We start from the raw sequence: 26,960 nt of genomic DNA on the forward strand, positions 1-26,960 counted from the left end.
GCAGTGGAGCGCTTGATAGAGCCAGACGAACAACGGCATCTGATTATGTCAGGGTAAGTTCAAGTGATGTTTCACCGATGGGTTTGCGCGGATTAGATATAGGGTCCTTGGCAATATTCACGGGCCGAGGTCAAGGTTACTGTCCTGTGCCGAGTAACGTTTAATAATTCGACTTGTTGTGGCGAGATTGTACGTTCAGAAGTCCGGGTGTAAGGGTCTGTATAAGTTTGATTGGTGTTTTATGGTTGAGGCCTGCTGTTTGTATGAGCGTAGCGCACGCTGTGTATAAGTATTGCTAAGTTGTAATATGGTGCCTGTATCCTGAATACCTGCAACTTGGTGTAGCAGATCCGCTGGGCAACTGCGTCGCGCTGATCCGGTCCGACTGAGCTATCATCGCGGTTTTTGCCGGGAGTTCAGATGGCCAAGGCCAAGCGCATGTACGGCTGCACCGAGTGCGGCTCAACCTTTCCCAAGTGGGCCGGCCAGTGCGGTGAGTGCGGTGCCTGGAACACCCTGACGGAAACCATGGTCGAGAGCGGCGGCGCCGCAGCTCCCAGCGGTCGCACCGGCTGGACGGGGCAGCAGGCGCAGATCAGGACCCTGGCCGAAGTCAGTGTCGAAGAAATCCCGCGCTTCTCCACCGCCTCCGGCGAACTTGATCGCGTCCTGGGTGGGGGCCTGGTGGATGGTTCAGTGGTATTGATCGGCGGCGACCCCGGCATCGGCAAATCGACCATTCTGTTGCAGACCTTGTGCAATCTCGCCAAGAGCATGCCGGCCCTGTACGTCACAGGCGAAGAGTCCCAGCAACAAGTGGCCATGCGCGCCCGACGTCTGGGCTTGCCTCAGGATCAATTGCGGGTCATGACCGAAACCTGCATCGAAACCATCATCGCCACGGCCCGGCAGGAAAAGCCCAAGGTCATGGTGATCGATTCGATCCAGACGATCTTCACTGAACAACTGCAATCGGCGCCGGGTGGTGTCTCCCAGGTTCGCGAAAGCGCAGCGTTGCTGGTGCGTTATGCCAAGCAGAGCGGTACGGCGATTTTCCTGGTCGGCCACGTGACCAAGGAAGGCGCATTGGCCGGGCCGCGGGTGCTGGAACATATGGTCGACACTGTGTTGTATTTCGAAGGCGAATCCGATGGGCGCTTGCGTCTGCTGCGGGCAGTGAAGAACCGGTTCGGCGCGGTCAACGAGCTGGGGGTGTTCGGCATGACCGACAAGGGTTTGAAAGAAGTTTCCAACCCGTCGGCGATTTTCCTCACCCGTGCCCAGGAAGAAGTGCCCGGCAGTGTGGTCATGGCGACTTGGGAAGGGACCCGGCCGATGTTGGTGGAAGTCCAGGCCCTGGTGGATGACAGCCACCTGGCTAACCCGCGTCGGGTAACGCTGGGGCTGGATCAGAATCGCCTGGCGATGTTACTGGCGGTGCTGCACCGTCACGGCGGCATTCCGACCCACGACCAGGACGTGTTCCTCAATGTGGTCGGTGGGGTGAAGGTGCTGGAAACGGCCTCCGACCTGGCGCTGATGGCGGCAGTCATGTCCAGTTTGCGCAATCGGCCACTGCCGCATGATTTGCTGGTGTTCGGTGAAGTCGGGCTATCGGGCGAAGTGCGTCCGGTGCCGAGCGGCCAGGAGCGCTTGAAAGAAGCGGCCAAGCACGGCTTCAAGCGTGCCATCGTGCCCAAGGGCAATGCGCCGAAGGAGGCACCGCCAGGGTTGCAGATTATTGCCGTGACACGTCTGGAACAGGCCCTCGACGCTCTATTTGAATAAACACAATCCCCTGTAGGAGCTGCCGCAGGCTGCGATCTTTTGATCTTGGCGCCTTCAAGGGCGCTGAAGATCAAGATCAAAAGATCGCAGCCTGCGGCAGCTCCTACGAAAGGCGCGTTCAGATTTCGATCAATGCGCCCAATTCCCGCTCCAGCTCCTGCGGATCACCCAGATTGAGCTCGATCAACCGCCGCAGACGCTCGATGGATTCCAGGCTGATGTGAAGGCAGACGAAACCGAGCTGGCCGTGATCGTCGTGGATCAGGCGCAGGTCCATGGTGATGTCGATTTCATCGGTCAGATGAATGCCGACGAAAAAATCCTGTTGCCGATTTCCCAGCCACGGCTCGGGTTTTTCGATCAACAGCCCCTTGAGTGACAAGTCGATCAACGTCACCGGCCAGATGAATGCCCCCTGGCCCAATTCGGTTCGGGCATCGAACGCGATACGTTTGAAGCGGCGGCGATCAGGGTGCTCGCTCATGGCGCAATCCTCGAAATGTTCGCTGACTATAGACCTGTCACGGCAAAGCCTGCGAGCCAGGCAGGCGTCCAGACCACTATCGGGGTATGGCCTTTGTTGTCAGGCGAGCTAAACTCGGGATGGCTGTCTTTCTTGTCCACCCTGGCTGGAATCATAAAATGAAAAATAATAATGGCCTGCTACGCCACCTACCCTGGCTGCTGCTGGCAATCGTGGGCGCGTGTGCGCTTGGCGTCGTGGCATTGCGCCGAGGCGAGCCGATCAACGCCCTGTGGATCGTGGTCGCCGCCGTGGCCATTTATCTGGTTGCGTACCGTTACTACAGTCTGTTCATCGCTAACAATGTGATGCAACTCGATCCGCGCCGGGCCACCCCCGCCGTGCTCAACAATGACGGTCTGGACTACGTGCCGACCAACAAACACATCCTTTTCGGTCACCACTTCGCCGCCATCGCCGGTGCGGGGCCCTTGGTCGGTCCGGTTCTGGCCGCGCAGATGGGTTATCTGCCCGGTACGCTGTGGCTGATCGCCGGCGTGGTGCTGGCCGGTGCGGTCCAGGACTTCATGGTCCTGTTCATGTCCACCCGCCGCAACGGCCGCTCCCTGGGTGACATGGTCCGTGAAGAAATGGGCCGCATCCCGGGCACCATTGCGCTGTTTGGCTGCTTCCTGATCATGATCATCATCCTCGCGGTGCTGGCGCTGATCGTGGTCAAGGCCCTGGCCGAAAGCCCGTGGGGCATTTTCACGGTGATGGCGACCATCCCGATCGCGATGTTCATGGGCATCTACATGCGCTACATCCGTCCGGGTCGCATCGGTGAAATCTCCGTGGTCGGCGTGTTGCTGCTGCTCGGTTCGATCTGGCTCGGTGGGCAGATTGCCGCCGATCCGGTCTGGGCCAAGGCGTTCAGCTTCACTGGCGTGCAGATTACCTGGATGCTGGTCGGTTACGGTTTCGTGGCCGCCTCGTTACCGGTCTGGTTGATTCTGGCGCCGCGCGACTACCTGTCGACCTTCCTCAAGATCGGTACCATCGTGGCGCTGGCGATCGGCATCCTGGTCACCATGCCCGAGCTGAAAATGCCGGCATTGACCCAGTTCACCGACGGCACGGGGCCGGTGTGGAAGGGCGGTCTGTTCCCGTTCCTGTTCATCACCATCGCCTGTGGCGCGGTTTCCGGTTTCCACGCGTTGATCTCCTCCGGCACCACACCGAAATTGCTGGATAACGAGGTCAACTCCCGTTACATCGGTTACGGCGCCATGCTGATGGAATCCTTCGTCGCCATCATGGCGATGGTGGCTGCTTCGGTGATCGAGCCAGGCGTGTACTTCGCCATGAACAGCCCGGCGGCAGTCGTCGGTGGTGACGTGGTGGCTGTGGCACAAACCGTCAGCAGCTGGGGTTTTGCAATCACCCCGGAGGCGCTGCAAGCGGTGGCCAAGGACATCGGTGAAACCACCATCCTGGCCCGTGCCGGCGGTGCGCCGACCCTGGCGGTCGGTATCGCGCAGATCCTGCACAGTGTCCTGCCGGGTGAAAACACCATGGCATTCTGGTATCACTTCGCGATCCTGTTCGAAGCGCTGTTCATCCTGACCGCTGTCGACGCCGGTACCCGTGCCGGCCGCTTCATGCTGCAGGACTTGCTGGGTTCCTTCGTGCCGGCACTGAAACGCACCGAGTCCTGGACCGCCAACCTGATCGCCACCGCCGGTTGCGTGGCCATGTGGGGTTGGTTGCTGTATCAGGGCGTGATCGATCCACTGGGCGGCATCAACACCTTGTGGCCGCTGTTCGGTATCTCCAACCAGATGCTGGCCGGGATCGCATTGATGCTGGCGACCGTGGTGCTGATCAAGATGAAGCGCCAGCGCTACGTCTGGGTCACCATGCTGCCAGCGGTCTGGCTGCTGATCTGTACCACCACCGCCGGCTTCATCAAGCTGTTCGACGCCAACCCGGCGATCGGCTTCCTGTCGCTGGCGAAGAAATACAGCGATGCCCTGGCCAACGGCCAGATCCTCGCCCCGGCCAAGGACATCACCCAAATGCAGCACGTGATCTTCAATGCCTACACCAACGCCACGCTGACGGCGCTGTTCCTGTTCGTGGTATTCAGCATCCTGTTCTATGCGCTCAAGGTCGGTATTGCCGCCTGGGGCACCAAGGAACGTACGGATAAAGAAGCACCGTTCCAGGCCCTGCCGGATGCTTGATCGAGGATTGCAAACATGTTCAATGACCTGAGTCGCCTGGGTAAATACCTCGGTCAGGCCGCGCGCCTGATGGTCGGCATGCCCGACTACGACAACTACGTGGAGCATATGCAGAACAAACACCCGGACAAGCCGGTGATGAGCTACGAGATGTTCTTCCGCGAACGTCAGGAAGCGCGTTACGGTGGCAAGGGTGGGCCCAAGTGCTGCTAATGCAGCACTAGGCAACACAAACCTGTAGGAGCCGGCTTGCTGGCGATAGCGATCTCACGGACGCCATCGCCGGCAAGCCGGGCTCCTACAGTTTTTTTAGCGTATGGGAGATTTCTGTTTTGCTCACACCAATCCCGGTCACGATCCTCAGCGGCTTCCTCGGCGCGGGAAAAACCACACTGCTGCGCCACCTGCTCAAAGCCGAACACGGCCTGAAAATCGCCGTGATCGAAAACGAATTCAGCGATGCCGGCATCGACACCCAACTATTGGGCGATGAACCGGTACAAGTGATGACGCTGTCCAACGGCTGCGTCTGTTGCACCATCCACACCGACCTGACCAAAGCGCTGTACCTGTTGCTGGAACGCCTGGACAGCGGTGAAATCGCCTTCGACCGCCTGGTGATCGAATGCACTGGCCTGGCCGATCCGGCTCCGGTGGCGCAAACCTTCTTCATCGACGAAGAGCTGCGCGAGCGTTACATCCTCGATGGCATCATCACCCTGGTGGACGCGGCGCACGCCGACACGCACCTGACCCAGACCATCGCCCAGGCACAGATCGGTTTTGCCGACCGCCTGCTGGTGAGCAAGCGCGATCTGGTGGACGAGGCGACCTTCACTGCATTAAGTGAGCGCCTGACCCGGATCAACCGTCGCGCGCCGATCCGCGTGGTCGACCACGGGAAGATCGACCTGGCCGAGTTGCTCGATGTACGCGGATTCAATCTCAACGCCGACCTCGGAGGCGGCGTGAGTTTGCGGCCCGTCAGCAAGGCGCCTTCCATCGACCGCATTTCCAGCCTGGTGCTGCGTACCGACAAGCCGCTGGATATCGACAGGCTCAGCGAGTTCATGAACCAATTGCTGGAAGAGCATGGCAAGCAATTGCTTCGCTACAAAGGCGTATTGAATATCCTTGGTGAGTCGCGGCGCATGGTGTTTCAGGGGGTATTGAAGTTGTACGGCTTCGATTGGGATACTGAATGGGCGGACGATGAAGCGCGGGAAAGTGTGATCGTGTTTATTGCCGATGATTTGCCGGAAGAGAAGATTCGTGAGGGGTTTGCGCGGGTGGCGGCTGGCTAAAATGATATCTGCGCCAGGTATGACGCCATCGCGGGCAAGCCCGCTCCCACAGTGATCTTGGGTGTTCACAGATTTTGTGCCCAACAAAAAACCTGTGGGAGCGGGCTTGCCCGCGATGGCGATCTAACCGGCAACACGATTCTGGCTAAGAGCCGGTCCTGTGTTCAGCAATCTCTCTTCAAGAAAATCCAGGTGTTGGTTCAGCAATGCCTCGGCCTTCTGAGCATCCCCGCGCTCAACCGCATCCACAATTCCTTCGTGTACCTGCCACGCGCAATAACCCTCCCCCTGTGCATCAAATTGCGCAATCGCCAACGAAGTCAGCGGCACCAGACTGCCGAGAAAATGCGCTAACGGTGCATTCCCCGCCATCTCAGCCAACTTCAGATGAAACTCTCCCGACAACCGAATCGCCGGGCCACGCGCCCTGCATTGGCGCTCGCTGTCGATGAAGTCGCGAAGGCTCTTCAAAGGTTGCCGGCAAGATTGCTGGCAGGCCAGTCGCACCAGCGTAAGTTCCGTCAGCCGCCGGGCATGGAGCGTCTGCCGGGTCTGTTCGGCATCGAGCGCAGTCACGCGGGGCCGATGGTTGGGCCGAAGTACAATGATCTGCTGGTGGGACAGTTGCGTCAGCACGCCACGAATGTCACTGCGTCGAACACTGAACATCTGCGCCAGGCTTTCTTCGGTAAAGCGACTGGTCGCCTTGATGCGCTGTTCGAGAATGGCATCGAAGACCCGCGAGTAGAGATCAACCACGGGTGGTTTCCCGGTGCTTGTTCGGGGAAAGGGCAGGGCGCTGAGTGTTTGCGGTGAAGCGAAGCTGTTCATGGCCTGTCTCCAGTTCGAAGCGTGGGTCAACTGACGAGATTATCGTCCGGGATGTTCAATTCGATGCCCATCCGCTGGCCTTCACGAAGGATGTGCCGACGCATTTCGGCGCTGGCTTGAGCGCTGTTTTTGCTGCGAATGGCCCGCACCACGGCTTCGTTTTCTTCGAGCCGTTCCGCCAGATGCTCCGGAGAATTGCGCAGCACCTCGGCGCTTTGCTTGAGGGCATTACTGGTTTGCTGCACCACGCTCTGGAAGATCGGGTTCGAGGTCAGGGTGAACAGTTCTTCGTGGAACGCGATGTAGGCGTTCACCCCGGCTTCGCTGTCGTTGGCCTCCAGGGCTTCGCGCATATCCATCAGTGTCAGGCGCAGTTGCCCGATTTCCTTGCTGCTGATGGACTGTGCCACCAGGCCGACAATGAATGGCTCGAGGGTATAACGCAGTTGCAGCACGTCTTCCAGGCTCGCCCCGGCCACCGCGCTGTCGTGACTTTGGCTGTCGCTCAGATTGGCCTCCAGCACTACCACGCCTTTGCCAGGCATGGAGCGCACCAGTCCGAGGGTCTCCAGCACGATCACGGCTTCGCGCAGGCTCGGGCGGCTGATGCCCAGTTGTTCGGCCAATTCCCTTTGCCCCGGCAGCATTTCACCGGAGCGCCACTGACCACGGGCCAGAGCGGCCCGAAGTTTTTCTACGACTGAATTCACAACGGTCGACGAGGTGATCACTGTTGGCTCCATGAACATCCATAACGATTGATGGCCGTGCCTGCCCGCGGGCAGGCACGGCGATTATTCAAAATTCCTGCTGATGCGCCGGGCCCACTGGCTTTCTGGGCTGGAAGGTATAGCCCAGCTGACCGGAAAGTACTTTGTTTGCCCGTTCGATATCGATGTCTTTTTCCCAGCGCGCGATGGCCACCGTCGCGACGCAGTTGCCGATCAGGTTGGTCAGCGCCCGACCGATGCCCATGAACCAGTCCACTGCCAGCACCAGTACCAGGCCCACGACCGGAATGGCCGGGATTGCCGTCAGAGTCGCCGCGAGAATCACCAGCGCCGAGCCGGGAATGCCATGGGCGCCTTTGGAGGTGATCAGCGACACCAGCAGAATCGTCAGCAAGTCGGTCATGGCCAGTGGTGTGCCGGTGGCGTTGGCGATGAACACGATAGCCAGGGTCAGATAGATCGAGAAACCGTCCAGGTTGAACGAGTAACCCGTAGGAATCACCAGGCCGACTGTCGAGCTGCCGATGCCGAGGTGCTCAAGCTTGCGCATGATTTGTGGCAGCACGGCATCGGACGAGGCGGTGCCCATGACAATCAGCAATTCTTCGCGCAGGTACTTGAGCAATGGCCACATCCGCAGGCCGGACAGGCGCATCACCAGGCCGAGAATCAACGCCACGAACGCCGCGCAAGTCAGGTAAAACAGGCCGACCAGGCTGCCCAGATGCTGCAGCGAGTCCAGGCCGTATTTGCTGGTAGTAAAAGCGATCGCTCCGAACACACCGATCGGCGCCAGGCGCACGATCATGCCCATGATGCGGAAGATGACGTGGCTCAGCTCATTGATCAGCCGTGAAATGCCGGAAGCCGCTTCACCCACCAGGTTCAGCGCGCTGCCGAACAACACGGAAAACAGCAGGACCTGCAAAATGTTGTTGTCGGCAAAGGCGCCGATCACCGAGGTCGGGATCAGGTCCATCAGGAACTGCGTGGTGGTGTGCATGTGCTGACCGCGCTGGGCGATATCGCCCATGTCGGCGGCGGAGAGCTGATCCAGATGAATGTTCGCGCCGCTGCCAATGCCGGTGCTGAAGGCGAAGACCAGGCCGATCACCAGGGCGATGGTGGTCAGGACTTCAAAGTAGATCACTGATTTCAGGCCGATGCGTCCGACCTTCTTCAGGTCGCCGGCACCGCTGATGCCGCTGACCACCACGCAAAACACGATCAGACCGATGAGCATCTTGATCAGTTTGATGAAGCCATCGCCGAGCGGTTTGAGCTGGGCGGAGTATTCCGGAAGGGTCAGTCCGCAGACGATGCCGAGCACCAGTCCGAGAACCACTTGGAGGAAGATTGAGCGCGAGCACCATCTGAGCATGGGAGGAGTCCTGATCGGTGTCCTGGCTGCCGACGCTTACGCGCATCAGATTCAGGACTTAATTATTGTGGTCTTACCGGTATGTCCAGTGCAGGCTCAGTCTACGCCGGGTTTTTTCGGTATTACAAGCGGAAAAAGAAAAATCGGCATGACCGGTCTGACCGGTGGCGCCGGTCCCTGTAGGAGCTGCCGAAGGCTGCGATCTTTTGACCTTGATTTTGGCGCCCAGGAAGGGGATGCAGATCAAGATCAAGATCAAGATCAAAAGATCGCAGCCTGCGGCAGCTCCTACCCAGGATCGCGTCCAGCCGTCATATCGAGAGGAATTTCAGACGAAAAAAAACCGGCCATTCACTGGCCGGTTTTTTCATTGCTGCGGTCTGGCGGGCTTATTAAGCGCCGTACACCGGCAGCTTCTTGCAGATGGCCTTGACCTTCTCGCGAACGGCGTCGATCACTGCTTCGTTGTTCAGGTCCGCCAGGATGTCGCAGATCCAGCCTGCCAGCTCTTTGCACTCTGCTTCCTTGAAGCCACGAGTGGTCACGGCCGGAGTACCGAAGCGCAGGCCGGAGGTGACGAACGGCGAGCGTGGATCGTTTGGCACGGAGTTTTTGTTCACGGTGATGAACGCCTTGCCCAGCGCGGCGTCGGCGTCCTTACCGGAGATTTCCTGCTTGATCAGCGACAGCAGGAACAGGTGGTTTTCAGTACCGCCGGAGACCACGTCGAAACCGCGTTCGATGAACACGCTGGCCATGGCCTGGGCGTTTTTCACCACTTGTTGCTGGTAAGTCTTGAACTCAGGCTGCAGTGCTTCCTTGAAGCAGATCGCTTTAGCGGCGATCACGTGCTCCAGCGGGCCGCCCTGGGCGCCCGGGAATACCGCGGAGTTCAGCTTCTTCTCGATGTCGGCGTTGGCGCGAGCCAGGATCAGGCCACCACGTGGACCGCGCAGGGTCTTGTGGGTGGTGGTGGTCACGACGTCAGCGAATGGCACCGGGTTCGGGTAGACGCCCGCGGCGACCAGACCGGCTACGTGAGCCATGTCGACGAACAAGTAGGCGCCAACCTTGTCGGCGATTTCACGGAAGCGCGGGAAGTCCAGGATCTGCGAGTAGGCAGAGAAACCGGCCACGATCATTTTCGGCTTGTGCTCGACCGCCAGGCGCTCGACTTCGTCGTAGTCGATCAGGCCGTTGGCATCGATACCGTACTGCACGGCGTTGTACAGCTTGCCGGAAGACGAAACGCTGGCACCGTGGGTCAGGTGACCGCCGTGGGCCAGGCTCATGCCCAGGATGGTGTCGCCCGCTTGCAGCAGGGCCAGGTACACGGCGCTGTTGGCTTGGGAACCGGCGTGCGGCTGAACGTTGGCGTAATCGGCGCCGAACAGTTCCTTGGCGCGGTCGATCGCGAGCTGCTCGACCACGTCGACGAACTCGCAACCACCGTAGTAGCGCTTGCCCGGGTAGCCTTCGGCGTACTTGTTGGTCAGTACCGAGCCTTGAGCTTCCATCACCGCAGGGCTGGTGTAGTTTTCCGAAGCGATCAGCTCAATGTGCTCTTCCTGGCGCTGAGCTTCTTGCTCCATGGCGGCAAAGAGATCGGCGTCGTACTTGGCAATAGTCAAATCACGGCTGAACATGGCGGTCCTCAAGGATCGGGGGCGGAAAAGGGGGGCATTCTAACCTAATGGGTTTTAGATGGCATATGAAAGGACATCATGTCGCAGACAAGTGGGCTTCATGACGGGATATTCGGTGTCTGTGCCGGCCCCATCGCGGGCAAGCCCGCTCCCACAGTGATCTCCAGTGTCCACAAGTTTCGTGTACACCTGAGAAACTTGTGGGAACGGGCTTGCCCGCGATGAGGCCCGCGGCCTCACCACAAAACGTCAGTCGGACATGAACAGCGCATTATTGCTGAACTGCGCCTCAAACCGGCTCGCCGGCATCGGACGCCCGAACAGGTACCCCTGAACCTCATCGCACCCATGTTCACGCAAGAACTCGAGTTGCTCGTGGGTTTCCACACCCTCGGCGATCACCGCCAGGTTGAGGCTGTGGGCCATGGCGATGATCGCCCGGGCGATCTGCGCATCCTGCTCGCCCGACGGCAGGCCATCGACGAAGGTGCGGTCGATTTTGAGTACGTCGATCGGGAATTGCTTGAGGTAGTTGAGCGATGAGTAACCGGTGCCGAAGTCGTCGACCGCAATGCTCAGGCCGAGGTTTTTCAGCCCGGCGAGAATCTGCATCGCTTCGCTGACTTCGCGCATCAGGATGCTTTCGGTCAGTTCCAGCTCCAGGCACGCCGGTGGCAGGCCGGTTTCCTTGAGGATGGTGGCAATGCGCGTGCCGAGCTGGCCATCGGAGAACTGCCGGGCGGAAATGTTCACCGAGACCTTTGGCACCCGAACCCTGGCCTGATGCCAGGTCTTGAGCTGGCGGCAGGCCTCGCCGATCACCCAGTCGCCGACATCCACCACCAGACCCAGCTCTTCGAGCACCGGAATGAAGTCCCCCGGCGGTACCAGGCCGCGACGCGGGTGACGCCAGCGCAGCAGTGCTTCGGCGCCGGTCAGGCGCTTGCCTTCGCCGCTGAACTGCGGTTGGTAATACAAAATGAATTCGTTTTGCTCCAGGGCGTGGCGCAAGTCGCTTTCCAGTTCCAGACGCTCCAGGGCGCTGGCGTTCATGTCCGCCTGATAAAACTGGAAGTTGTTCTTGCCGCGCTCCTTGGCGTGGTACATCGCGGTGTCGGCGTTTTTCATCAGCTGACTGAGCTCGTTGCCATCCTGCGGGCTCAAGGCGATGCCGATACTGGCCGTGACGAAGAACTCGCGGCCTTCGAGGACGAAGGGTTTCACCAGGCTGGCGAGAATCTGTTCCGCCACATGAATCGCCCGGTTCAGTGCGGTTTCGCGGTTGACGCGCGGCTGCAGCAGCAAGGTGAACTCATCGCCACCCATGCGCGCCACGGTGTCGTCATCGTCGACGCAATCGAGCAAGCGCGTGGCCATGTCCTTGAGCATGCGATCGCCAGCGGCGTGGCCCAGGGAGTCGTTGATCGGCTTGAAGCGGTCGAGGTCGAGGAACATCAGCACCACCCAGGACTTCTGTCGCTCGGCCGATTGCAGCGCCGTGTGCAGGCGATCCTGGAACAGCGTGCGGTTGGGCAGATGGGTCAGGGCGTCGTAATAGGCGAGGCGGTGAATCCGCTGTTCACTGGCCTTGCGCTCGCTGATGTCGCTGAAGAAGCACACATAGCTGGCCAGATCGCCTTCGTCGTCCAGCACCGCCGTAATCCCGACCCAGGCGGGGTAGTGTTCGCCATTGCGTCGCTTGAGCCAGACTTCACCTTCCCAGGTGCTGTGCTGGTGCAATTGCTTGAGCACATAGCGCAGATGGGCTTCCTGCTGCTCGTCGACGGTCAGCATGTTCGGCAACTGATCCAGCACCTGCTCCACGGCATACCCGCTGACGCGAGTGAACGCTTCATTGGCCTGGACGATATAGCCGGCCGGATCGGTGATCAGGATCGCCGAAGTCGAGTGCTCGAATACCGTCGCAGCCATGCGCAGGTCTTTCTCGGCACGGCGTTGCTGGCTGATGTCGCGACCGACGCCCAGCACGCCTTCGAACCCACCGAGTTCATCCCAGACCAGCACCAGCCTCAGTTCGATCGGAATCTTGCGCCCGTCGGCCCGCAGGCAATCGAACAGGAACAATTGGGTCTGCACCTGGTTGCGCAACAAGGTCAGCTGCTCGGGTTGGTCCAGCGCCCTGCCGATCCGGTCCATCAGGCTGTAAATGCCGCTCAGCTGTTGCGGGTTGGCCAGGGTCGATTGCCAGCCGTTCTGGAGAATCCAGTCGACGTCGTAACCCAGCACGACCTGTACCGACGGGCTGACGTAATTGAGGGCCAGCTTGCTGTCGGTGGAGAGAATCACGTCGCTGATGCTTTCAGCGAGCATCCGGTAGCGCTGCTCGCTGTCGTGCAGGGATTCGCTGGCTTCGATCTGCTCGGTGATGTCCTTGGCGACGCCTATGATTCGGGTGACCTGACCCTGCGCATCCCGCGCCAGGGCCTGTTCGCGAATCTCGAAGCGTCGCCATTTGCCGTCCCGGTGGCGGAAGCGCAGTTGGCACTGCAGCAATTGTCTGTAACCGGCCTGACGCTGGGTTTGACGCGAGCGGTGATAGAGGTCGGCATCTTCGGCGTGCAGCAGAATCTCCCAGAAGTATTCGCCCATCTGCTGCAATTCAGTACGGTTGTAACCGAGTGTCTGCCCCAGGTGGTGGTTGCTGAAGATCATCCGCTGGCTGATCACGTCCTGGACGTACAGGTGGTCCGGCACGGTGCGCACCACGTCGGACCAGAAGCCTTCGCGCTCCAGCAGCGACAGTTCAACGAGCTTGCGGCGGGTGATGTCGGTGATGCTCAGGATCACCGCGTTGCAGTCGTCCCGGTCTTCCGGCAGGCGCAGCACCAGCCACAGGTGTTGGTCGCGACCATTGGCGTCCTGGAGCTTGATTTCCAGTTCAAGCTGCTGGTGCTGATTGAGCACTGCTTCGAGCACTTGAGTGCCAACGGCATTACCGTCCTGCGGATGGCCGTCGATCAGCAGTTTCCAGGCGTGTTCGGTGGAGTTTACGTCGAGCAGTTGCAGGGCGACCTGATTGACCTCGGTGATGCGCAGCTCCCGCAGCAGTTGCTGACGTTGCTCCGGGATCTCCAGCCAGGCCTGCAAGTGTTCGGTGCTGTGCAGCCGGGCCTTGTCGAAGCAGCGCTTGAGTCCGGACACATCCAGTACGCACAGGGCGACCCCGGTGCCTTCGAAAATATTCTGATAGCGTCGGCGGCCTTCATGCAGCTCGCGCTGGCGGCGGCGCATGTTCAGCAGCGCGATCAATGGCAGCAGAGAGAGGGCCAGGCCCAGCAGGCATTTGCCAATGAACGCCGGCAGCAGTTGTTCAATCACTCGTTGCCGGTCGAACAGCCCGCGCAGCTGCCAATCGCTGCTGCTCAGGGGCACCGTTAACACGCTGTTGGCCAGCTCGTCCCGGGTCAACGCGCCTGGCTTGGTCATGGGCAGCGTCTGATCGCGGCTGATGATCTGGTGATTGACGCGGTTTTCCACCAGCCAGAGAGGGCGGATACCGGCTTCGTTGTGTTTGGTCAGTGCTGCGAAAAACGTCGGCGCCAGGCGCAGGACCCAGTAGCCACGAGAACTGCCACTTGCTTGATGCAACAGCAGATGCACCACTGAGCCATCATTGGCATTACTGAAGTAGTGCGCCTGGGCACGGCTGCGCCGGACCAGCTCGCTCAGGTGGTCGGCGTCCTGACTGTCGGCGGCACTGTCGCTGAGGATTTTCCCGGAGGGGCTGAGCAATGCCACGCTGCGCAGGTCGGGTAAGGACAGTTGCAGTTTGCGCAGCAAGGCCTGCTGCTCGTCGGCGCTTTGCGGTTGTTCGACGATCGGTAGCAGGTTGAGGGCCATCCGGGCGTTCAGCGCCATGTTCAGGCTGACCTGCGAAGCCAGGTCAGCGGTGTAGTCGATGGTGTATTGACGCTGGTTTTCCCGGGATTCGCGAAGTTGATCCAGCAATTGCCAGAACAGCAGTGCGAGCAGCAGTAGAACCAGGGTCGCCAGTGCGCCTTTCAGGGTTCCGCGCAGGGGCGATCCGGTCGCAGGATCGAGTGCGCTCACGGACGCTGGCGGGGTGGCATTAGGCAAACTGTAATCCTGCGGTTGGGCTGGACTGACGTGACGCGCACTATAAGCCGGACGCCCGAAGGGCGGCTAGCATGCCTTGAGTTATGGCAAAGTGCCAGCCCTGCCCGGCTGGACTGCCTTCCGTCATTAAGGTAGCTTTGCCGGTTACGCGGGAGCGTTCCAGCTCCTAGAATCAGACTTTTTCAGCGCGCACGCATTGGTCCACATCAAGCGGTCAACGCGCACAGTCTGGCCGGGCATCGCCCGCGCTCCAATCATTCATCAGTCACTGACCCAAGGTTCTCCATGGCTCAATACGTCTTCACCATGCATCGGCTGGGTAAAGTTGTTCCGCCGAAGCGGGAAATCCTGAAAAACATTTCGCTGTCGTTCTTCCCGGGCGCCAAGATTGGCGTGCTCGGCCTCAACGGTTCGGGTAAATCCACGCTGTTGAAAATCATGGCCGGCGTCGACACCGAGTTCGACGGTGAAGCCCGTCCGATGCCGGACCTGAACATCGGCTACCTGCCGCAGGAACCGATCCTGGACCCGACCAAGACCGTACGTGAAGTGGTCGAGGAAGCGGTCAGCGTGATCAAGAACGCCCAGGCGCGCCTGGACGAGGTCTACGCGGCTTACGCCGATGAAGACGCCGACTTCGACAAACTGGCGGCAGAACAGGCCAAGCTCGAAGCCATCCTGCAAGCCAGCGACGGTCACAACCTGGATCGCCAACTGGAAGTCGCCGCCGATGCGCTGCGCCTGCCGGCGTGGGATGCCAAGGTCGAATTCCTGTCCGGTGGTGAAAAGCGTCGTGTGGCCCTGTGCCGCCTGCTGCTGTCCGCCCCCGACATGCTGCTGCTCGACGAACCAACCAACCACCTGGACGCCGATTCCGTCGCCTGGCTGGAGCACTTCCTGCACGACTTCCCCGGTACCGTGGTCGCGATCACGCACGACCGTTACTTCCTGGACAACGTCGCCGGCTGGATCCTCGAGCTCGACCGCGGCGCCGGTATCCCGTACGAGGGTAACTATTCGGGTTGGCTCGAAGCCAAGTCCAATCGTCTGGCTGCCGAGTCCAAGCAGCAGTCGGCCCATGAAAAAGCCATGAAGGAAGAACTGGAGTGGGTGCGCAAAGGCGCCAAGGCCCGCCAGTCCAAATCCAAGGCTCGTCTGCAACGCTTCGAAGAAATGCAATCGCAGGAATTCCAGAAGCGCAGCGAAACCAACGAGATCTACATTCCGGCCGGCCCACGCCTGGGCGACAAGGTCATCGAGTTCAAGAACGTTTCCAAGGGCTATGGCGATCGCGTACTGATCGACAACCTGTCGTTCTCCATGCCTAAAGGCGCCATCGTTGGCGTGATCGGCGGTAACGGTGCCGGTAAGTCCACGCTGTTCCGCATGCTGATGGGCAAGGAAACACCGGATTCGGGCAGCATCGAAGTCGGCGATACCGTGCAGCTTGCTTGTGTGGATCAGAGCCGCGAAGACCTGGATGGCAGCAAGACTGTGTTCCAGCAAATCTCCGACGGTTCCGATCAGATCCGCATCGGCAACTACGAAATCCCGTCGCGCACCTACGTGGGTCGCTTCAACTTCAAGGGCGGCGATCAGCAGAAGTTCGTCAAGGACCTGTCCGGTGGTGAGCGCGGTCGCTTGCACCTGGCCCTGACCCTGAAAGAAGGCGGCAACGTCCTGCTGCTCGACGAACCGTCCAACGACCTCGACGTTGAAACCCTGCGTTCCCTGGAAGAAGCCCTGCTGGACTTCCCGGGCGCCGCCATTGTGATCTCTCACGATCGGTGGTTCCTTGACCGCGTCGCGACGCACATCCTGGCGTACGAAGACGACTCGCAAGCCGTGTTCTTCGAAGGCAACTACACCGAGTACGAAGCCGATCGTCGCAAGCGCCTTGGCGAAGCGGCTACCCAGCCACATCGTGTACGGCACAAGAAACTGGCCTGATTCGGGGTTGGTTGCATGAAAAGCGGAGCCTTCGGGGCTCCGTTTTTTTTGTTCTTTTTACTGTTACACCGCGGTGCATTCATCGCAGGCAAGCCAGCTCCCACAGGATCTTCAGTGAACGCCGGATTTGCGAATACTGCAGACCCTGTGGGAGCGGGCTTGCCCGCGAAAGCGATCTCCATAGCAGTGCGAATCTCAATCTGAGAATCCCTATACAGGTGCGCAATCGCGCTGAAAACCCGATTAATTTATATCCTGTGCACCATTTAATTTCACATTAGCGACATTTGGCGCTGTCATGGTGCGCAATCAGTTTGTTAAAGTCCGGCCCAATCTCTCCCAACGACAACAAATTTGCCGAGACTTTTCCATGATCGAATCCGTCGAATCCTTCCTTGCCCGCCTGAAAAAGCGCGATCCTGACCAACCCGAATTCCATCAGGCCGTGGAAGAAGTCCTGCGCAGCCTCTGGCCGTTTCTTGAAGCCCATCCGCACTATCTGACTTCCGGCATCCTGGAGCGCATGTGCGAGCCGGAGCGAGCGATTGTGTTCAGGGTGTCCTGGGTCGATGATCAAGGCAAAGTCCGGGTCAATCGCGGTTTCCGTATCCAGATGAACAGCGCCATCGGCCCTTACAAGGGCGGTTTGCGCTTCCATCCTTCAGTGAACCTCGGCGTATTGAAGTTCCTCGCATTCGAACAGACCTTCAAAAACTCGCTGACCTCATTGCCCATGGGGGGCGGCAAGGGCGGTTCGGACTTCGACCCGAAAGGCAAAAGCGACGCTGAAGTCATGCGTTTCTGCCAGGCCTTCATGAGCGAGTTGTATCGTCACATCGGCGCTGACGTTGACGTTCCCGCCGGTGATATCGGCGTCGGTGCCCGGGAGATCGGTTTCCTGTTCGGCCAGTACAAGCGCCTGAGCAACCAGTTCACCAGCGTGCTGACCGGCAAGGGCCCGAGCTACGGTGGCAGCCTGGTTCGCCCGGAAGCCACCGGTTTTGGCTGTGTGTACTTCGCTGAAGAAATGCTCAAACGCAGCGGCGAAACCGTGGAAGGCAAGCGTGTCGCCATCTCCGGCTCCGGCAACGTTGCCCAATACGCAGCACGCAAGGTCATGGACCTGGGCGGCAAAGTGATCTCCCTGTCGGACTCCGAAGGCACCTTGTACTGCGAGGCGGGTTTGACCGAAGAGCAATGGTTGGCGTTGCTGGAGTTGAAGAACGTCCAGCGTGGGCGGATCAGCGAGCTGGCCAGCGGTTTTGGCCTGGAGTTCCGTGCCGGCCAGGGCCCGTGGGAATTGCCCTGCGATATCGCGCTGCCGTGCGCCACCCAGAACGAGCTCGACCTCGAGGCCGCTCGTGCGCTGTTGCGCAACGGTTGTGTCTGTGTGGCGGAAGGGGCGAACATGCCGACCACCCTGGAAGCGGTGGATCTGTTCATCGAGGCGGGTATTTTGTTCGCGCCGGGCAAGGCCTCCAACGCCGGTGGTGTTGCGGTGAGCGGACTGGAGATGTCACAAAACGCCATGCGCCTGCTGTGGACCGGTGGTGAAGTGGACAGCAAGCTCCACGCCATCATGCAATCGATCCACCACGCTTGCGTGCATTACGGCGAAGAAAACGGCCGGATCAACTACGTCAAAGGCGCGAATATCGCCGGCTTCGTCAAAGTCGCCGACGCCATGCTCGCCCAAGGCGTGGTTTAAGCCGGTTCGATGCGGATGATCTCGATCAGCTGATCGCCGGCCGGGCGTTGCCACAGCACCTCGTCACCGAGTTGCGCCCCGAGCAACGCCCGGCCCAGCGGCGAGCCCCAGTTGATCAGGCCTGCCGCGGCGTCGGCCTGATCCTCACCGACCAGTTGTACCCTTTGCTCGCTATCGTGTTCATTGGCGAACGTCACTCGGCTGCCAATCTGCACTTTTTGGGTCGAACTGGCGGCGGTCACCACCTGAGCGCTTTGCAGCCGCTGGTTGAAATACCTCAGATCCCGCTCAAGGTCGGCCAGGCGCTGTTTGTCTGCCCGCTCACCATTGGCCGTTTGCTCATTGTGCAGCTGTTGCAGTTCAGCGACTTTCGCCTGCAGCTGGGCAAGGCCCGTGGGGGTGACGTAATTGGGCTGATCACTGACCTGCCGTTCGACCGGCTGGTCGGCTTGCGCGGCGGCGTTATCTTCATTGACGAAGGCACGACTCATGGTTTTCTCCCGTTATAGGGTTTGGGCCATGGTCGCAGGCTTTTAGTTTCGACGGATGCCTGTCAGCGACTTATTGCGAGCGATAGGCACGGGCGGCGTCCTGATCTTTTTGCTGCTGCCAGGCTTTTTCCCGCTCATCCCAATGATGGCTGCGATAGTCCTCGCGGTCCTCGCTTTCGCGCATGGCCTGGCACTGGCGGAAGCCATCGCTCCAGCCTTCGGCGTAGTGCTTGTCCTTGAGGTAGCGCGGGACGTTCTTGCGGAACTCGCCGGTGATGGCCCCGGCGGCTTGCCGACCACTGCTGCAACCGTCATCGAAGCCATCGGCGAATGCCGGCGGGTAACCTTTGGCGATCAGATCTTCATGGGTCGTCTGGCAACCTGCGATCAACAGCAACAAACCCGCCACACCCACGCAACGCCACATCTCATACTCCCTGGCCGTTCAACGGCCTATAGGAGAAGTCTAGGAGTGGATTCGTGAGGCGTTTGTGAAAGGTCCGTGATTAATCCGTTGGGGAGCGCAAATCCCCTGTGGGAGCGAGCTTGCTCGCGATGAGGGACTCACATTCAACAACTGTATCGGCTGACAGTCAGCTATCGCGAGCAAGCTCGCTCCCACAGGGATGGTGGTCTGTCAGGTCAGTAGTGATACCACTTCAGCTCAAGCATCACTTCGTTCTCGGGTGAGGCCAGGTGGCTGAATTCGCGCTGTGCGCTCAGACGAAGCCCCAGGTTGCGCGACAACTCCCATTGTTGATTCAGACTGACGCTGCGGCGCACTTCACCATTGGTGAAGAAATCGCCCTTGGCCTCCAGGCTGAAGTTGCCCAGCGGGTTTTTCCACAACAGGCCGCTGTTGAAACCGGCCGCCGGGGCAATGAAGCCTGCAAAGTCATTGTTGTGCTCCACCCGAACGGTGCCCAAGGCGAAACCGAGCATGTCGTCGCCCAGTTGCCAGGTACCACCGCCACCGCCGTTGACGTGGCTGACCAGGGTTTCGTCGTCGTGTTTGCCCGGCACGCGCTCCAGGCCTCCGGTGACTTGCCACGAGAGCGGTTGCAACAGCTCATTGCGCGGGGTCAGGGAGCGGATGGTCGCCAGATCCAGTTGCTGCAACTGCCACTGATTGCCTTCGTACTGGCGCAGTTTCATCTGCAGGATTTCAATCTGCGCACCGAGCGGGAAACTCTCAGCGTTGTCGTTGAGGTCGTGATAGGCCATGCGCAGGCCGTATTCGCCGAAAGCCTTGTCGCCACGAGTGCCAATACCCGCCTGCCAGGTGCGGGATTCATGGCCGTCCTCGGGCAGGCCGGGTTGCGGGATGTCCAGCTCCGGTGCCGGATTCTGGTTGATCGCCCGCAGCAGTTCGAAACTGCGCTGTGCCCGTTGTGGGTCGCGTTCCTGGCCATTGGCGCGGTAGCGCTCCAGTCGGTACGCGGCATCGATGATCAGCGCCTGGCGGTCGCGGGCTTGAGCCTGGAACGCCGGGGTTTGCAATTGCTGCTGGTCGGCGCTGACTTTCAACACCCACTGCTGCTCTTCATCGGTCAAGGGTTCGGCGCGGCTGAGCAGTTCACGCTCGCGCGACGGACGATACTCTATGGATTCGACCAGTCCTGCCTCTTTCACGGCTTTGACGGTGTCGGTGGGAATCGCGGTCAGTGGGAATTGTTCGGTCAGTCGCAGGCTCGGGCGGGCCACCTGCAGCAGTTCCAGCAGGCGATAAGAGCAGTTTTCGTCGAAGAAGAAATAGTCGAACTGGATCTGTTTCAGTTCCCAGACATGCTCGACCATGCGCTCGGTTTCTTGTTGAGTCAGATTCAACCGGTATTCCCACAGGTCACGATTTTCGAGACTGCGGTACTCCGAGAGTTTCTCCTGGTAAGGCACCAGCGCAAACAGGCCCGGATAACCGCCCATCAAGCCCTTCCAGGCATACAGGATGCTGTTGTCCGAGCCTTCGATGTAGGCACCGAAGTTGATCGCGTAACTGAGCAGGGCGGTTTGATCGCGCTGCACGTCAGCCTGATCGATGCGCAGCAGGGTATGGCCGAACATCGATGAGGGGCTGTTCAGATAGGCCGCCGGGAAAATCATTACTGCGCTGTGGGGCGAGACATCCTTGAACCATTGCTTGAATTCGCTGCAGTCCAGCACCGGCAGATCGTTCAGGTCGAGCTGCGCCTTCAGCCAGCGGGTGCGGGCGGGATAGACGCATTGGGCGTGTTGTTCGCCGGCACTCGCGGGGGCGTACAGCGCCTGGACCGTCGCTGCCAGCTCACGCTCGGGGTGTTCGTTGCCGTCGGGAGCGAGAAAGAAATTTTTATCACTGACATAGCTGCGCCAGCCACCGAGCTTGGCCGTTTCGTAATGGCCCAGGGATATCCAGAAAGGGTCGTTGGCCAGTTGCTGCAAACGTTGATTGTCGATGTGTGGCGCGGCGGACAGCGGGGCACAGACACAGAGCGCCAGCCAGGCAAGGCGTTTGAGCATAGTGGGCAACTTAATCTGATAAAAACAAAGACCCGGCGCGGTTTATGCCGTTTGATTGGCATTACCCAAAGAGGGGCAGGTCCAAAAAATAAAGCCCGCTCCCCGAAAGGAGCGGGCGGGTGGAGCTTAAGCTTGAGTGGCGTACTTGACCAGACGAGGATCGTTTTTCAGCACGGCCAGGGTGTTGGTATGCACGTCTTCAGCGGTCACGTCAGCCTTGCTGAAGATCTGCTGGAAGTGCTCGTGAGTCACGGCGGCGAAGTGCGCACGGTCTTCCGGCGCCACGCCCAGTACCACGGCGTAAGTCGTCAGCGCTTCGCCCTGACCTTTAGCCATGTCTTCGGACAGCTCGTTCATCATGCCATTCATGGCCAACCAGGATTTGCCGCCATAGGTCAGCGACGCATTAGTCGAGCAACCGTTGGTACCGGAGGTCATACCGAAAGTTGCGTTGCCGGAAGTGCCGTTGGTGGTGGATGCCAGGAAGTGCGCCGGGGTGCCACGCTGACCTTCGAACAGCATGTTGCCCCAGCCGCAATCCGGGCCGCCTGGCGCCTGAGCCATGGCGTTGATGGATACAACGGTGAAGAGAGTACCGAGAAGAATCCGTTTCATAGCTATGTTCTCTTTGTGTGCATACCAATGGACAGGGTCTGGCCCGATCTGGCGCCAGTGGGCCGGTTATTGTTCCAGCCGCGCAGTTTGGAGTTTAGGCACGATCCAGGGGTTCCGTGATTTTTTGCAATACATTCGTTGAAAACATTGATTTAGACCCGGCCCGCCGGGAGATGTCACTTTGACTATGCTTTGGCTTGAGGCGCGCCTTGCAAGTGATGCATGGGCAGCGCCAGAATGCCGCTATCTGCCCCGCCTGATGTAAGGAAGCCCGATGCCTGATCCTGTTGCTGCCAGCTTGCGTCTAGCGCCCGAAGCGCTGACCCGTCCGTTTTCCGCTGAACAGTTCAGCTTCTCTACCACCAATGATCTGGAGCCCTTCCGCGGAGTGCTTGGCCAGGAACGTGCGGTCGAAGCCTTGCAGTTCGGTGTGGCCATGCCACGCCCCGGTTACAACGTATTCGTCATGGGCGAGCCCGGAACTGGCCGCTTTTCGTTCGTCAAACGCTACCTGAAGGCCGAAGGCAAACGCCTGCAGACCCCGGCGGACTGGGTCTACGTCAACAATTTCGAGGATCCTCGCGAGCCTCGCGCCCTGGAGTTGCCGTCAGGCACCGCCGGGGCCTTCATCGATGACATCAACGGTCTGATCGATAACCTGCTGGCAACGTTTCCGGCCGTGTTCGAGCACCCGTCGTACCAGCAGAAGAAAAGCGCCATCGACCGCGCCTTCAATCAACGCTATGACCGCGCGCTGGATGTGATCGAGCGCCTGGCGCTCGAGAAAGACGTCGCGCTGTATCGCGACAGCAGCAACATCGCATTCACCCCGATGTTTGAAGGCAAGGCCGTGGACGAAGCGGAATTCGCCCAGTTGCCGGAAGCCGATCGCGAGCGATTCCACGATGACATTTCGTGGCTGGAAGAGCGGCTGAACGAAGAACTCGCCAGCCTGGCGCAGTGGAAGCGCGAGTCGAGCAATCAACTGCGTCAGCTCAACGAAGAAACCATCACCCTGGCCTTGCAGCCACTGCTAGCGCCGCTGTCGGAAAAGTATGCGGAAAACGCCGGTGTTTGCGGCTACCTGCAAGCGATGCAGGTGTACCTGCTCAAGACCGTGGTCGAGCAACTGGTGGATGACAGCAAGCCTGACGCGGTCGCGCGCAAACTGCTGGAAGAGCAATACGCCCCGAGTCTGGTGGTCGGTCATCCGTTCAGCGGCGGTGCGCCAGTGGTCTTTGAGCCGCACCCGACTTACGAAAACCTGTTCGGCCGCATCGAGTACACCACCGATCAGGGCGCGCTTTACACCACGTATCGCCAGTTGCGTCCGGGTGCGCTGCACCGCGCCAACGGTGGCTTCCTGATTCTCGAAGCGGAAAAAATGCTCAGCGAGCCGTTCGTGTGGGATGCGCTCAAACGCGCTCTGCAATCGCGCAAACTGAAAATGGAATCGCCGCTGGGCGAGATGGGCCGTTTCGCCACCGTAACCCTTACGCCGCAACACATTCCGTTGCAGGTCAAAGTCATCATCATCGGCGCCCGGCAGCTGTACTACACGCTGCAAGACCTCGATCCGGACTTCCAGGAGATGTTCCGCGTCCTGGTGGATTTCGACGAAGACATTCCAATGGTCGACGAAAGCCTGGAGCAGTTCGCCCAGTTGCTGAAGACCCGCACCTCCGAAGAGGGCATGGCACCGCTGACCGCCGATGCGGTGGCGCGCCTGGCGACTTACAGCGCGCGTCTGGCTGAACACCAGGGGCGTTTGTCGGCACGGATCGGTGATCTGTTCCAACTGGTCAGCGAGGCGGATTTCATTCGCAACCTGGCGGCTGACGAGATGACCGACGCCGGGCACATCGAGCGTGCTCTCAAAGCCAAGGCCACCCGCACCGGGCGCGTTTCGGCGCGGATTCTCGATGACATGCTGGCCGGCATCATCCTCATCGACACGGACGGTGCCGCCGTTGGCAAATGCAACGGGCTGACGGTACTGGAAGTGGGTGACTCGGCCTTCGGGGTGCCGGCGCGGATTTCCGCCACGGTGTATCCGGGTGGCAGCGGCATCGTCGACATCGAGCGCGAGGTCAACCTCGGCCAGCCGATTCACTCCAAGGGCGTGATGATCCTCACCGGGTATCTGGGCAGCCGTTATGCCCAGGAATTCCCCCTGGCGATTTCCGCCAGTATCGCCCTGGAGCAATCCTACGGTTACGTCGATGGCGACAGTGCATCGCTGGGCGAGGCTTGCACCCTGATCTCGGCCCTGTCGAAAACCCCGCTCAAGCAGTGCTTTGCGATCACCGGCTCGATCAACCAGTTCGGTGAAGTGCAGGCGGTGGGCGGGGTCAACGAGAAAATCGAAGGCTTCTTCCGGCTCTGCGAAGCCCGCGGATTGACCGGTGAGCAGGGAGCGATCATTCCGCAGGCCAACGTTGCCACGTTGATGCTCGATGAGAAGGTGCTGGCCGCGGTGCGCGCGGGGCAGTTCCATGTCTACGCGGTACGCCAGGCCGACGAGGCGCTGAGCCTGTTGGTCGGTGAACCGGCGGGTGCACCGGATGAGCATGGCGAATTCCCTGAAGGCAGCGTAAACGCGCGGGTGGTGGAGCGATTGCGCGTGATCGCGGAAATGATCAGCGACGAAGATCTCAAGGAGGCCGAGAAGGAGGCTGCGCAGGAAGCATTGGTCGAAGCCAAACCGGCCTGACATAGGGCCCCTGTAGGAGCGAGGCTTGCCCGCGAAGAACGATAGCGCGGTTAAACAGGCAAACCTCGTCGCGGCCTTCGCGGGCAAGCCTCGCTCCTACAAGTGCCATCAGTCTGGCGTCAACGTTCGCACAATGACCATTCGGCGCCTTGTGGTCTTACTTGACGTGTTAGTCAGACTTTTCTTCTATGATCAGCTCAAGGATATCGACAGTAATCACTGGATCGAGACAGCCTTCCCATGGGGGCTGAATACCGGATCTACCGAGGGTCGCCGCCATGTCGCGCAACCTCTGCCTCACCCGTCAATGCCTGGGTCTTGTGACCCGTATCGAATGTGCCATCCGCCCATTGGCGGGGGATACGGGCATGTGGACCTTGCTTTTCGCCGCCGGAATGGCCGGCGAACAACCTTCAGCCATCAAAGCCCAGGGCCCGTTTCATGGTCCCTTTGTGGCTGAATCGATCCTCGACACCATTGTTGAAAGCTTGACCCTGCATGGTTACGAGCTGGCTGATGACCCGCAAATCTGGTGCCTGCACCTGCAAGCCCAGCTGCGGGAAATCAATGGTGGCCGTTCGCGCAATCTCGGCTTCGAGTTCCGGCCCGACCACTGAGATGACTATTGGGCAAGGTCAGCCTTGTCCAGTTTGACCTCGAAACCATATTGCACGGTGACGAGGTCAGTGCGCTGGTAGGTTTCCAGTTGGGTGGGCTGGCCGTAGAAGTAATGCACCTCGAATATTGCCGGGCCTTCTGCGCTCGCATCGTGACTGACCGACAGGATCTCCTTCAGATAATGGCCGCTACCGTCCCTGGCGAAAAAACGCCAGTCCTGGGCGGGGAACGATTTCGAGTCAACCACCAGTGTGTTGCCTTTGATCTTCAGCCCTTTGGGTAATTGGTGGGCGTCGATGGTTTTCTTGTCGACGGTGGCCATGAACAGGGGGAAGGAGCCGACCACGTAGGCCGGTGTTTCCGGAAACAGGTTCAGGTCATAAGTGATCGTGCCGTGCGGGGGGTCGACCTGATAGGCCTGCGGCGGCAATTCGATCGGCCCATCGCGTTTGCCGCCAGCGTCTTCGGTAAAGAAAGTGACCGGGCTATTCCTGGCGTTCAAGACGGTGCCGAGCAGTTCATCATTGAAGCTTCTGGGATGATCGAACTCAATGCGCGCGGCACTCGGGTCATCGACGGATTGACTGATGCTGACACTCTTTTTCAGTTGTTCCTCGCCCAGCGTGGCCCCCTGGAGCCAGGCAGGGGCCTGGTCGTCGTACACCACCACCGGCAACGTCAGCGGCTGGATGGATTTAGCCGTGGTGTGCCGGTCGAAGCGGCGTACCGGCAAGTTCAGGTTCTTGCGGGTCACCGTGGCAGCCGAAAAATCCAGCACGCTGACTTCCAGCGTCTCGATCGGCCCGTTGAAGTACACCTTGGCGTAATGCTGTTTCTGTTGCTGCTCAAAGGCGCGTTGCTCGTCATCGAGCTGTTTTTCGAATGTCTCGCTCCAGGCCTTCTGCTGTTGCATATTCGCCAATTGCTTTTGATAGAAGGCTATCTGCGCAGCGGTTTCATTGATCGAGCCTGCGCGCGAGAGAAATTGCCCGGTGCTGTCTCTGGCCTGGACGATCAGCGGGTTCAACGCTGTGTCGCTGAGCTCGGCGGCCAGGGGCGCGCTGTTGCTGAATTCGATTTCGGCGTAGTTGTTGTCCAGTTTCAGGAGGGTGACGCTGAGGTTGTCGTTGGTACGGGTCTGACCAACGTCCTTTTGCGTCAGGTCGAAGCTGTAGAGCCGGCGCGGCACAATGACTTCCACTTTGCCCTGCAGACTCACCGGTTGTGGCTGGTTCTTGTTTTCGACGTCCAGGCCATCAATGAACGGGTAGGTTACCGTCAGGTCATCGGGGTTGGTCAGGCTGGAGCTCGACGGACTCAGCTGAATGCCGGGATCGGTTTCCGACCATTCCGGCTGGAACGGGATGACGCGCTTGTTGCTCAAGGTCACCGACTGCCATTCCAGGCCATGGGGAAAGAGAAACGCCGCTGGAATGTTGAAGTTGAAGGGGAACACCGGCTGCAGATCGGTCAGGTAGTCGGAGCTGGAGTCTCTGTGCAGCACGAACAGACCGTTGATGTAGGTGTCGACCAGATCCTGTGGCGTAGGGTAGTGCTTGAGCACGGCGAGGACGTCTTCGTCGTATCCGGTTTCCACAGGTTTGCTCTCGAGCTTGAGCTGAGCACGCTCGAGCAACAACAGTGAACCGCCGAGTTCGGCCACGGCATTCTTGAGTTTCGGATCCTGAATCGCGTCCAGAGACTTCTCGAACTGCGCCGTCTTTTCCTCGAGGCTGACCGGGAGCTTGGCATCGCTGGGTGAGCACCCGCTCAGCAGCAGAGCCAGGCAAATACCGGCGCTCGTTAAAGGCAATCGCACATCCATTTTCCCGTTTTCCTGTCCGATGTCGCTAAGCTGTCAATAGTTTGGACACTAGCAGA

The 26,960-nt window shown here is 59.7% G+C and carries 19 protein-coding genes; 8 read left to right on the forward strand and 11 right to left on the reverse strand.

Features of this window, described 5'->3' with window-relative positions; genetic code table 11:
- The first annotated feature begins 420 nt into the window (after nt 1-420).
- Nucleotides 421-1,788, forward strand: coding sequence for a DNA repair protein RadA (gene radA, locus ACA062_RS03410; RefSeq protein ID WP_064675792.1), 1,368 nt, complete (start codon nt 421-423; stop codon nt 1,786-1,788).
- Between the two features lie 118 nt (nt 1,789-1,906).
- On the opposite strand, the gene ACA062_RS03415 is transcribed toward radA, so the two are convergent.
- A complete protein-coding gene (locus tag ACA062_RS03415; RefSeq protein ID WP_497455223.1) occupies nt 1,907-2,272 on the reverse strand; it encodes a PilZ domain-containing protein in 366 nt (121 codons plus the stop codon).
- A 158-nt stretch (nt 2,273-2,430) separates the two neighbouring features.
- Between ACA062_RS03415 and ACA062_RS03420 the strand changes: the two genes are divergently transcribed.
- The 3 genes from ACA062_RS03420 to yjiA all read left to right on the forward strand — a co-directional run bounded on the left by ACA062_RS03420 (nt 2,431) and on the right by yjiA (nt 5,801).
- Nucleotides 2,431-4,497: a carbon starvation CstA family protein gene (locus tag ACA062_RS03420; RefSeq protein ID WP_497455224.1), complete on the forward strand. Its 2,067-nt coding sequence runs from the start codon at nt 2,431-2,433 to the stop codon at nt 4,495-4,497.
- A gap of 15 nt (nt 4,498-4,512) precedes the next feature.
- On the forward strand, nt 4,513-4,710 hold the full coding sequence (locus tag ACA062_RS03425) for a YbdD/YjiX family protein (protein ID WP_054616680.1): 198 nt from the start codon (nt 4,513-4,515) through the stop codon (nt 4,708-4,710).
- A 119-nt stretch (nt 4,711-4,829) separates the two neighbouring features.
- Nucleotides 4,830-5,801, forward strand: a complete 972-nt coding sequence (gene yjiA, locus ACA062_RS03430; protein ID WP_497455225.1) for a GTPase — start codon at nt 4,830-4,832, stop codon at nt 5,799-5,801.
- A gap of 123 nt (nt 5,802-5,924) precedes the next feature.
- Here yjiA and ACA062_RS03435 read toward each other — a convergent pair whose 3' ends face one another.
- From ACA062_RS03435 to ACA062_RS03455, 5 genes are all read right to left on the reverse strand, one after another.
- Nucleotides 5,925-6,632 (reverse strand): GntR family transcriptional regulator, encoded by a 708-nt coding sequence (locus tag ACA062_RS03435; protein WP_497455226.1) that lies wholly within the window; start codon nt 6,630-6,632, stop codon nt 5,925-5,927.
- 26 nt (nt 6,633-6,658) lie between these two features.
- Nucleotides 6,659-7,363 carry a FadR/GntR family transcriptional regulator gene (locus ACA062_RS03440; protein WP_128874466.1) on the reverse strand — a complete coding sequence of 235 codons (705 nt, stop codon included), beginning with the start codon at nt 7,361-7,363 and terminating at the stop codon, nt 6,659-6,661.
- A gap of 67 nt (nt 7,364-7,430) precedes the next feature.
- On the reverse strand, nt 7,431-8,759 hold the full coding sequence (locus tag ACA062_RS03445) for a C4-dicarboxylate transporter DctA (protein ID WP_497457353.1): 1,329 nt from the start codon (nt 8,757-8,759) through the stop codon (nt 7,431-7,433).
- A gap of 377 nt (nt 8,760-9,136) precedes the next feature.
- The gene (glyA, locus tag ACA062_RS03450) at nt 9,137-10,390 is read right to left on the reverse strand and encodes a serine hydroxymethyltransferase (RefSeq protein WP_109634995.1); all 1,254 of its coding nucleotides are present in this window, start codon (nt 10,388-10,390) and stop codon (nt 9,137-9,139) included.
- A gap of 249 nt (nt 10,391-10,639) precedes the next feature.
- A complete protein-coding gene (locus tag ACA062_RS03455; protein WP_497455227.1) occupies nt 10,640-14,488 on the reverse strand; it encodes a sensor domain-containing protein in 3,849 nt (1,282 codons plus the stop codon).
- Between the two features lie 285 nt (nt 14,489-14,773).
- On the opposite strand from ACA062_RS03455, the gene ettA reads away from it, so the two are divergent.
- Entirely contained in the window at nt 14,774-16,438 is a 1,665-nt protein-coding gene (ettA, locus tag ACA062_RS03460; protein ID WP_497455228.1) for an energy-dependent translational throttle protein EttA, read from the forward strand.
- 370 nt (nt 16,439-16,808) lie between these two features.
- A complete protein-coding gene (gene gdhA / locus ACA062_RS03465) occupies nt 16,809-18,146 on the forward strand; it encodes an NADP-specific glutamate dehydrogenase (protein WP_497455229.1) in 1,338 nt (445 codons plus the stop codon).
- Here gdhA and ACA062_RS03470 read toward each other — a convergent pair.
- The 4 genes from ACA062_RS03470 to ACA062_RS03485 all read right to left on the reverse strand — a co-directional run bounded on the left by ACA062_RS03470 (nt 18,143) and on the right by ACA062_RS03485 (nt 21,748).
- Entirely contained in the window at nt 18,143-18,637 is a 495-nt protein-coding gene (locus tag ACA062_RS03470; RefSeq protein ID WP_497455230.1) for a GreA/GreB family elongation factor, read from the reverse strand. The two genes, gdhA and ACA062_RS03470, sit on opposite strands and share 4 nt — an antisense overlap.
- Nucleotides 18,638-18,707: 70 nt before the next feature.
- Nucleotides 18,708-19,064, reverse strand: a complete 357-nt coding sequence (locus ACA062_RS03475; RefSeq protein ID WP_497455231.1) for a hypothetical protein — start codon at nt 19,062-19,064, stop codon at nt 18,708-18,710.
- 215 nt (nt 19,065-19,279) lie between these two features.
- Complete coding sequence (locus tag ACA062_RS03480; RefSeq protein ID WP_497455232.1) at nt 19,280-21,133, reverse strand: Lnb N-terminal periplasmic domain-containing protein; 1,854 nt, start codon at nt 21,131-21,133, stop codon at nt 19,280-19,282.
- 126 nt (nt 21,134-21,259) lie between these two features.
- Nucleotides 21,260-21,748 (reverse strand): DUF3015 domain-containing protein, encoded by a 489-nt coding sequence (locus ACA062_RS03485; protein WP_138964178.1) that lies wholly within the window; start codon nt 21,746-21,748, stop codon nt 21,260-21,262.
- Nucleotides 21,749-22,022: 274 nt separating this feature from the next.
- Between ACA062_RS03485 and ACA062_RS03490 the strand changes: the two genes are divergently transcribed.
- Together ACA062_RS03490 and ACA062_RS03495 are read left to right on the forward strand one after the other, a co-directional pair.
- A complete protein-coding gene (locus ACA062_RS03490) occupies nt 22,023-24,461 on the forward strand; it encodes a Lon protease family protein (protein ID WP_497455233.1) in 2,439 nt (812 codons plus the stop codon).
- A gap of 278 nt (nt 24,462-24,739) precedes the next feature.
- Complete coding sequence (locus tag ACA062_RS03495) at nt 24,740-25,078, forward strand: PA4575 family protein (protein WP_150764916.1); 339 nt, start codon at nt 24,740-24,742, stop codon at nt 25,076-25,078.
- A gap of 5 nt (nt 25,079-25,083) precedes the next feature.
- Here the strand turns inward: ACA062_RS03495 and ACA062_RS03500 are convergent, their stop codons facing one another.
- Nucleotides 25,084-26,904: a hypothetical protein gene (locus tag ACA062_RS03500; protein WP_497455234.1), complete on the reverse strand. Its 1,821-nt coding sequence runs from the start codon at nt 26,902-26,904 to the stop codon at nt 25,084-25,086.
- Nucleotides 26,905-26,960 lie beyond the last annotated feature (56 nt).

It is taken from the genome of Pseudomonas sp. LBUM1679, from assembly GCF_059695565.1.

What these genes read in the sequence shown, in the direction of transcription:
- radA (WP_064675792.1), top strand. Translation starts at nt 421, where the DNA reads ATGGCCAAGGCCAAGCGCATGTACGGCTGCACCGAGTGCGGCTCAACC.
- ACA062_RS03415 (WP_497455223.1), bottom strand. Translation starts at nt 2,272, where the DNA reads ATGAGCGAGCACCCTGATCGCCGCCGCTTCAAACGTATCGCGTTCGAT.
- ACA062_RS03420 (WP_497455224.1), top strand. Translation starts at nt 2,431, where the DNA reads ATGAAAAATAATAATGGCCTGCTACGCCACCTACCCTGGCTGCTGCTG.
- ACA062_RS03425 (WP_054616680.1), top strand. Translation starts at nt 4,513, where the DNA reads ATGTTCAATGACCTGAGTCGCCTGGGTAAATACCTCGGTCAGGCCGCG.
- ACA062_RS03435 (WP_497455226.1), bottom strand. Translation starts at nt 6,632, where the DNA reads ATGAACAGCTTCGCTTCACCGCAAACACTCAGCGCCCTGCCCTTTCCC.
- glyA (WP_109634995.1), bottom strand. Translation starts at nt 10,390, where the DNA reads ATGTTCAGCCGTGATTTGACTATTGCCAAGTACGACGCCGATCTCTTT.
- ettA (WP_497455228.1), top strand. Translation starts at nt 14,774, where the DNA reads ATGGCTCAATACGTCTTCACCATGCATCGGCTGGGTAAAGTTGTTCCG.
- gdhA (WP_497455229.1), top strand. Translation starts at nt 16,809, where the DNA reads ATGATCGAATCCGTCGAATCCTTCCTTGCCCGCCTGAAAAAGCGCGAT.
- ACA062_RS03470 (WP_497455230.1), bottom strand. Translation starts at nt 18,637, where the DNA reads ATGAGTCGTGCCTTCGTCAATGAAGATAACGCCGCCGCGCAAGCCGAC.
- ACA062_RS03475 (WP_497455231.1), bottom strand. Translation starts at nt 19,064, where the DNA reads ATGTGGCGTTGCGTGGGTGTGGCGGGTTTGTTGCTGTTGATCGCAGGT.
- ACA062_RS03480 (WP_497455232.1), bottom strand. Translation starts at nt 21,133, where the DNA reads ATGCTCAAACGCCTTGCCTGGCTGGCGCTCTGTGTCTGTGCCCCGCTG.
- ACA062_RS03485 (WP_138964178.1), bottom strand. Translation starts at nt 21,748, where the DNA reads ATGAAACGGATTCTTCTCGGTACTCTCTTCACCGTTGTATCCATCAAC.
- ACA062_RS03490 (WP_497455233.1), top strand. Translation starts at nt 22,023, where the DNA reads ATGCCTGATCCTGTTGCTGCCAGCTTGCGTCTAGCGCCCGAAGCGCTG.
- ACA062_RS03495 (WP_150764916.1), top strand. Translation starts at nt 24,740, where the DNA reads ATGTCGCGCAACCTCTGCCTCACCCGTCAATGCCTGGGTCTTGTGACC.
- ACA062_RS03500 (WP_497455234.1), bottom strand. Translation starts at nt 26,904, where the DNA reads ATGGATGTGCGATTGCCTTTAACGAGCGCCGGTATTTGCCTGGCTCTG.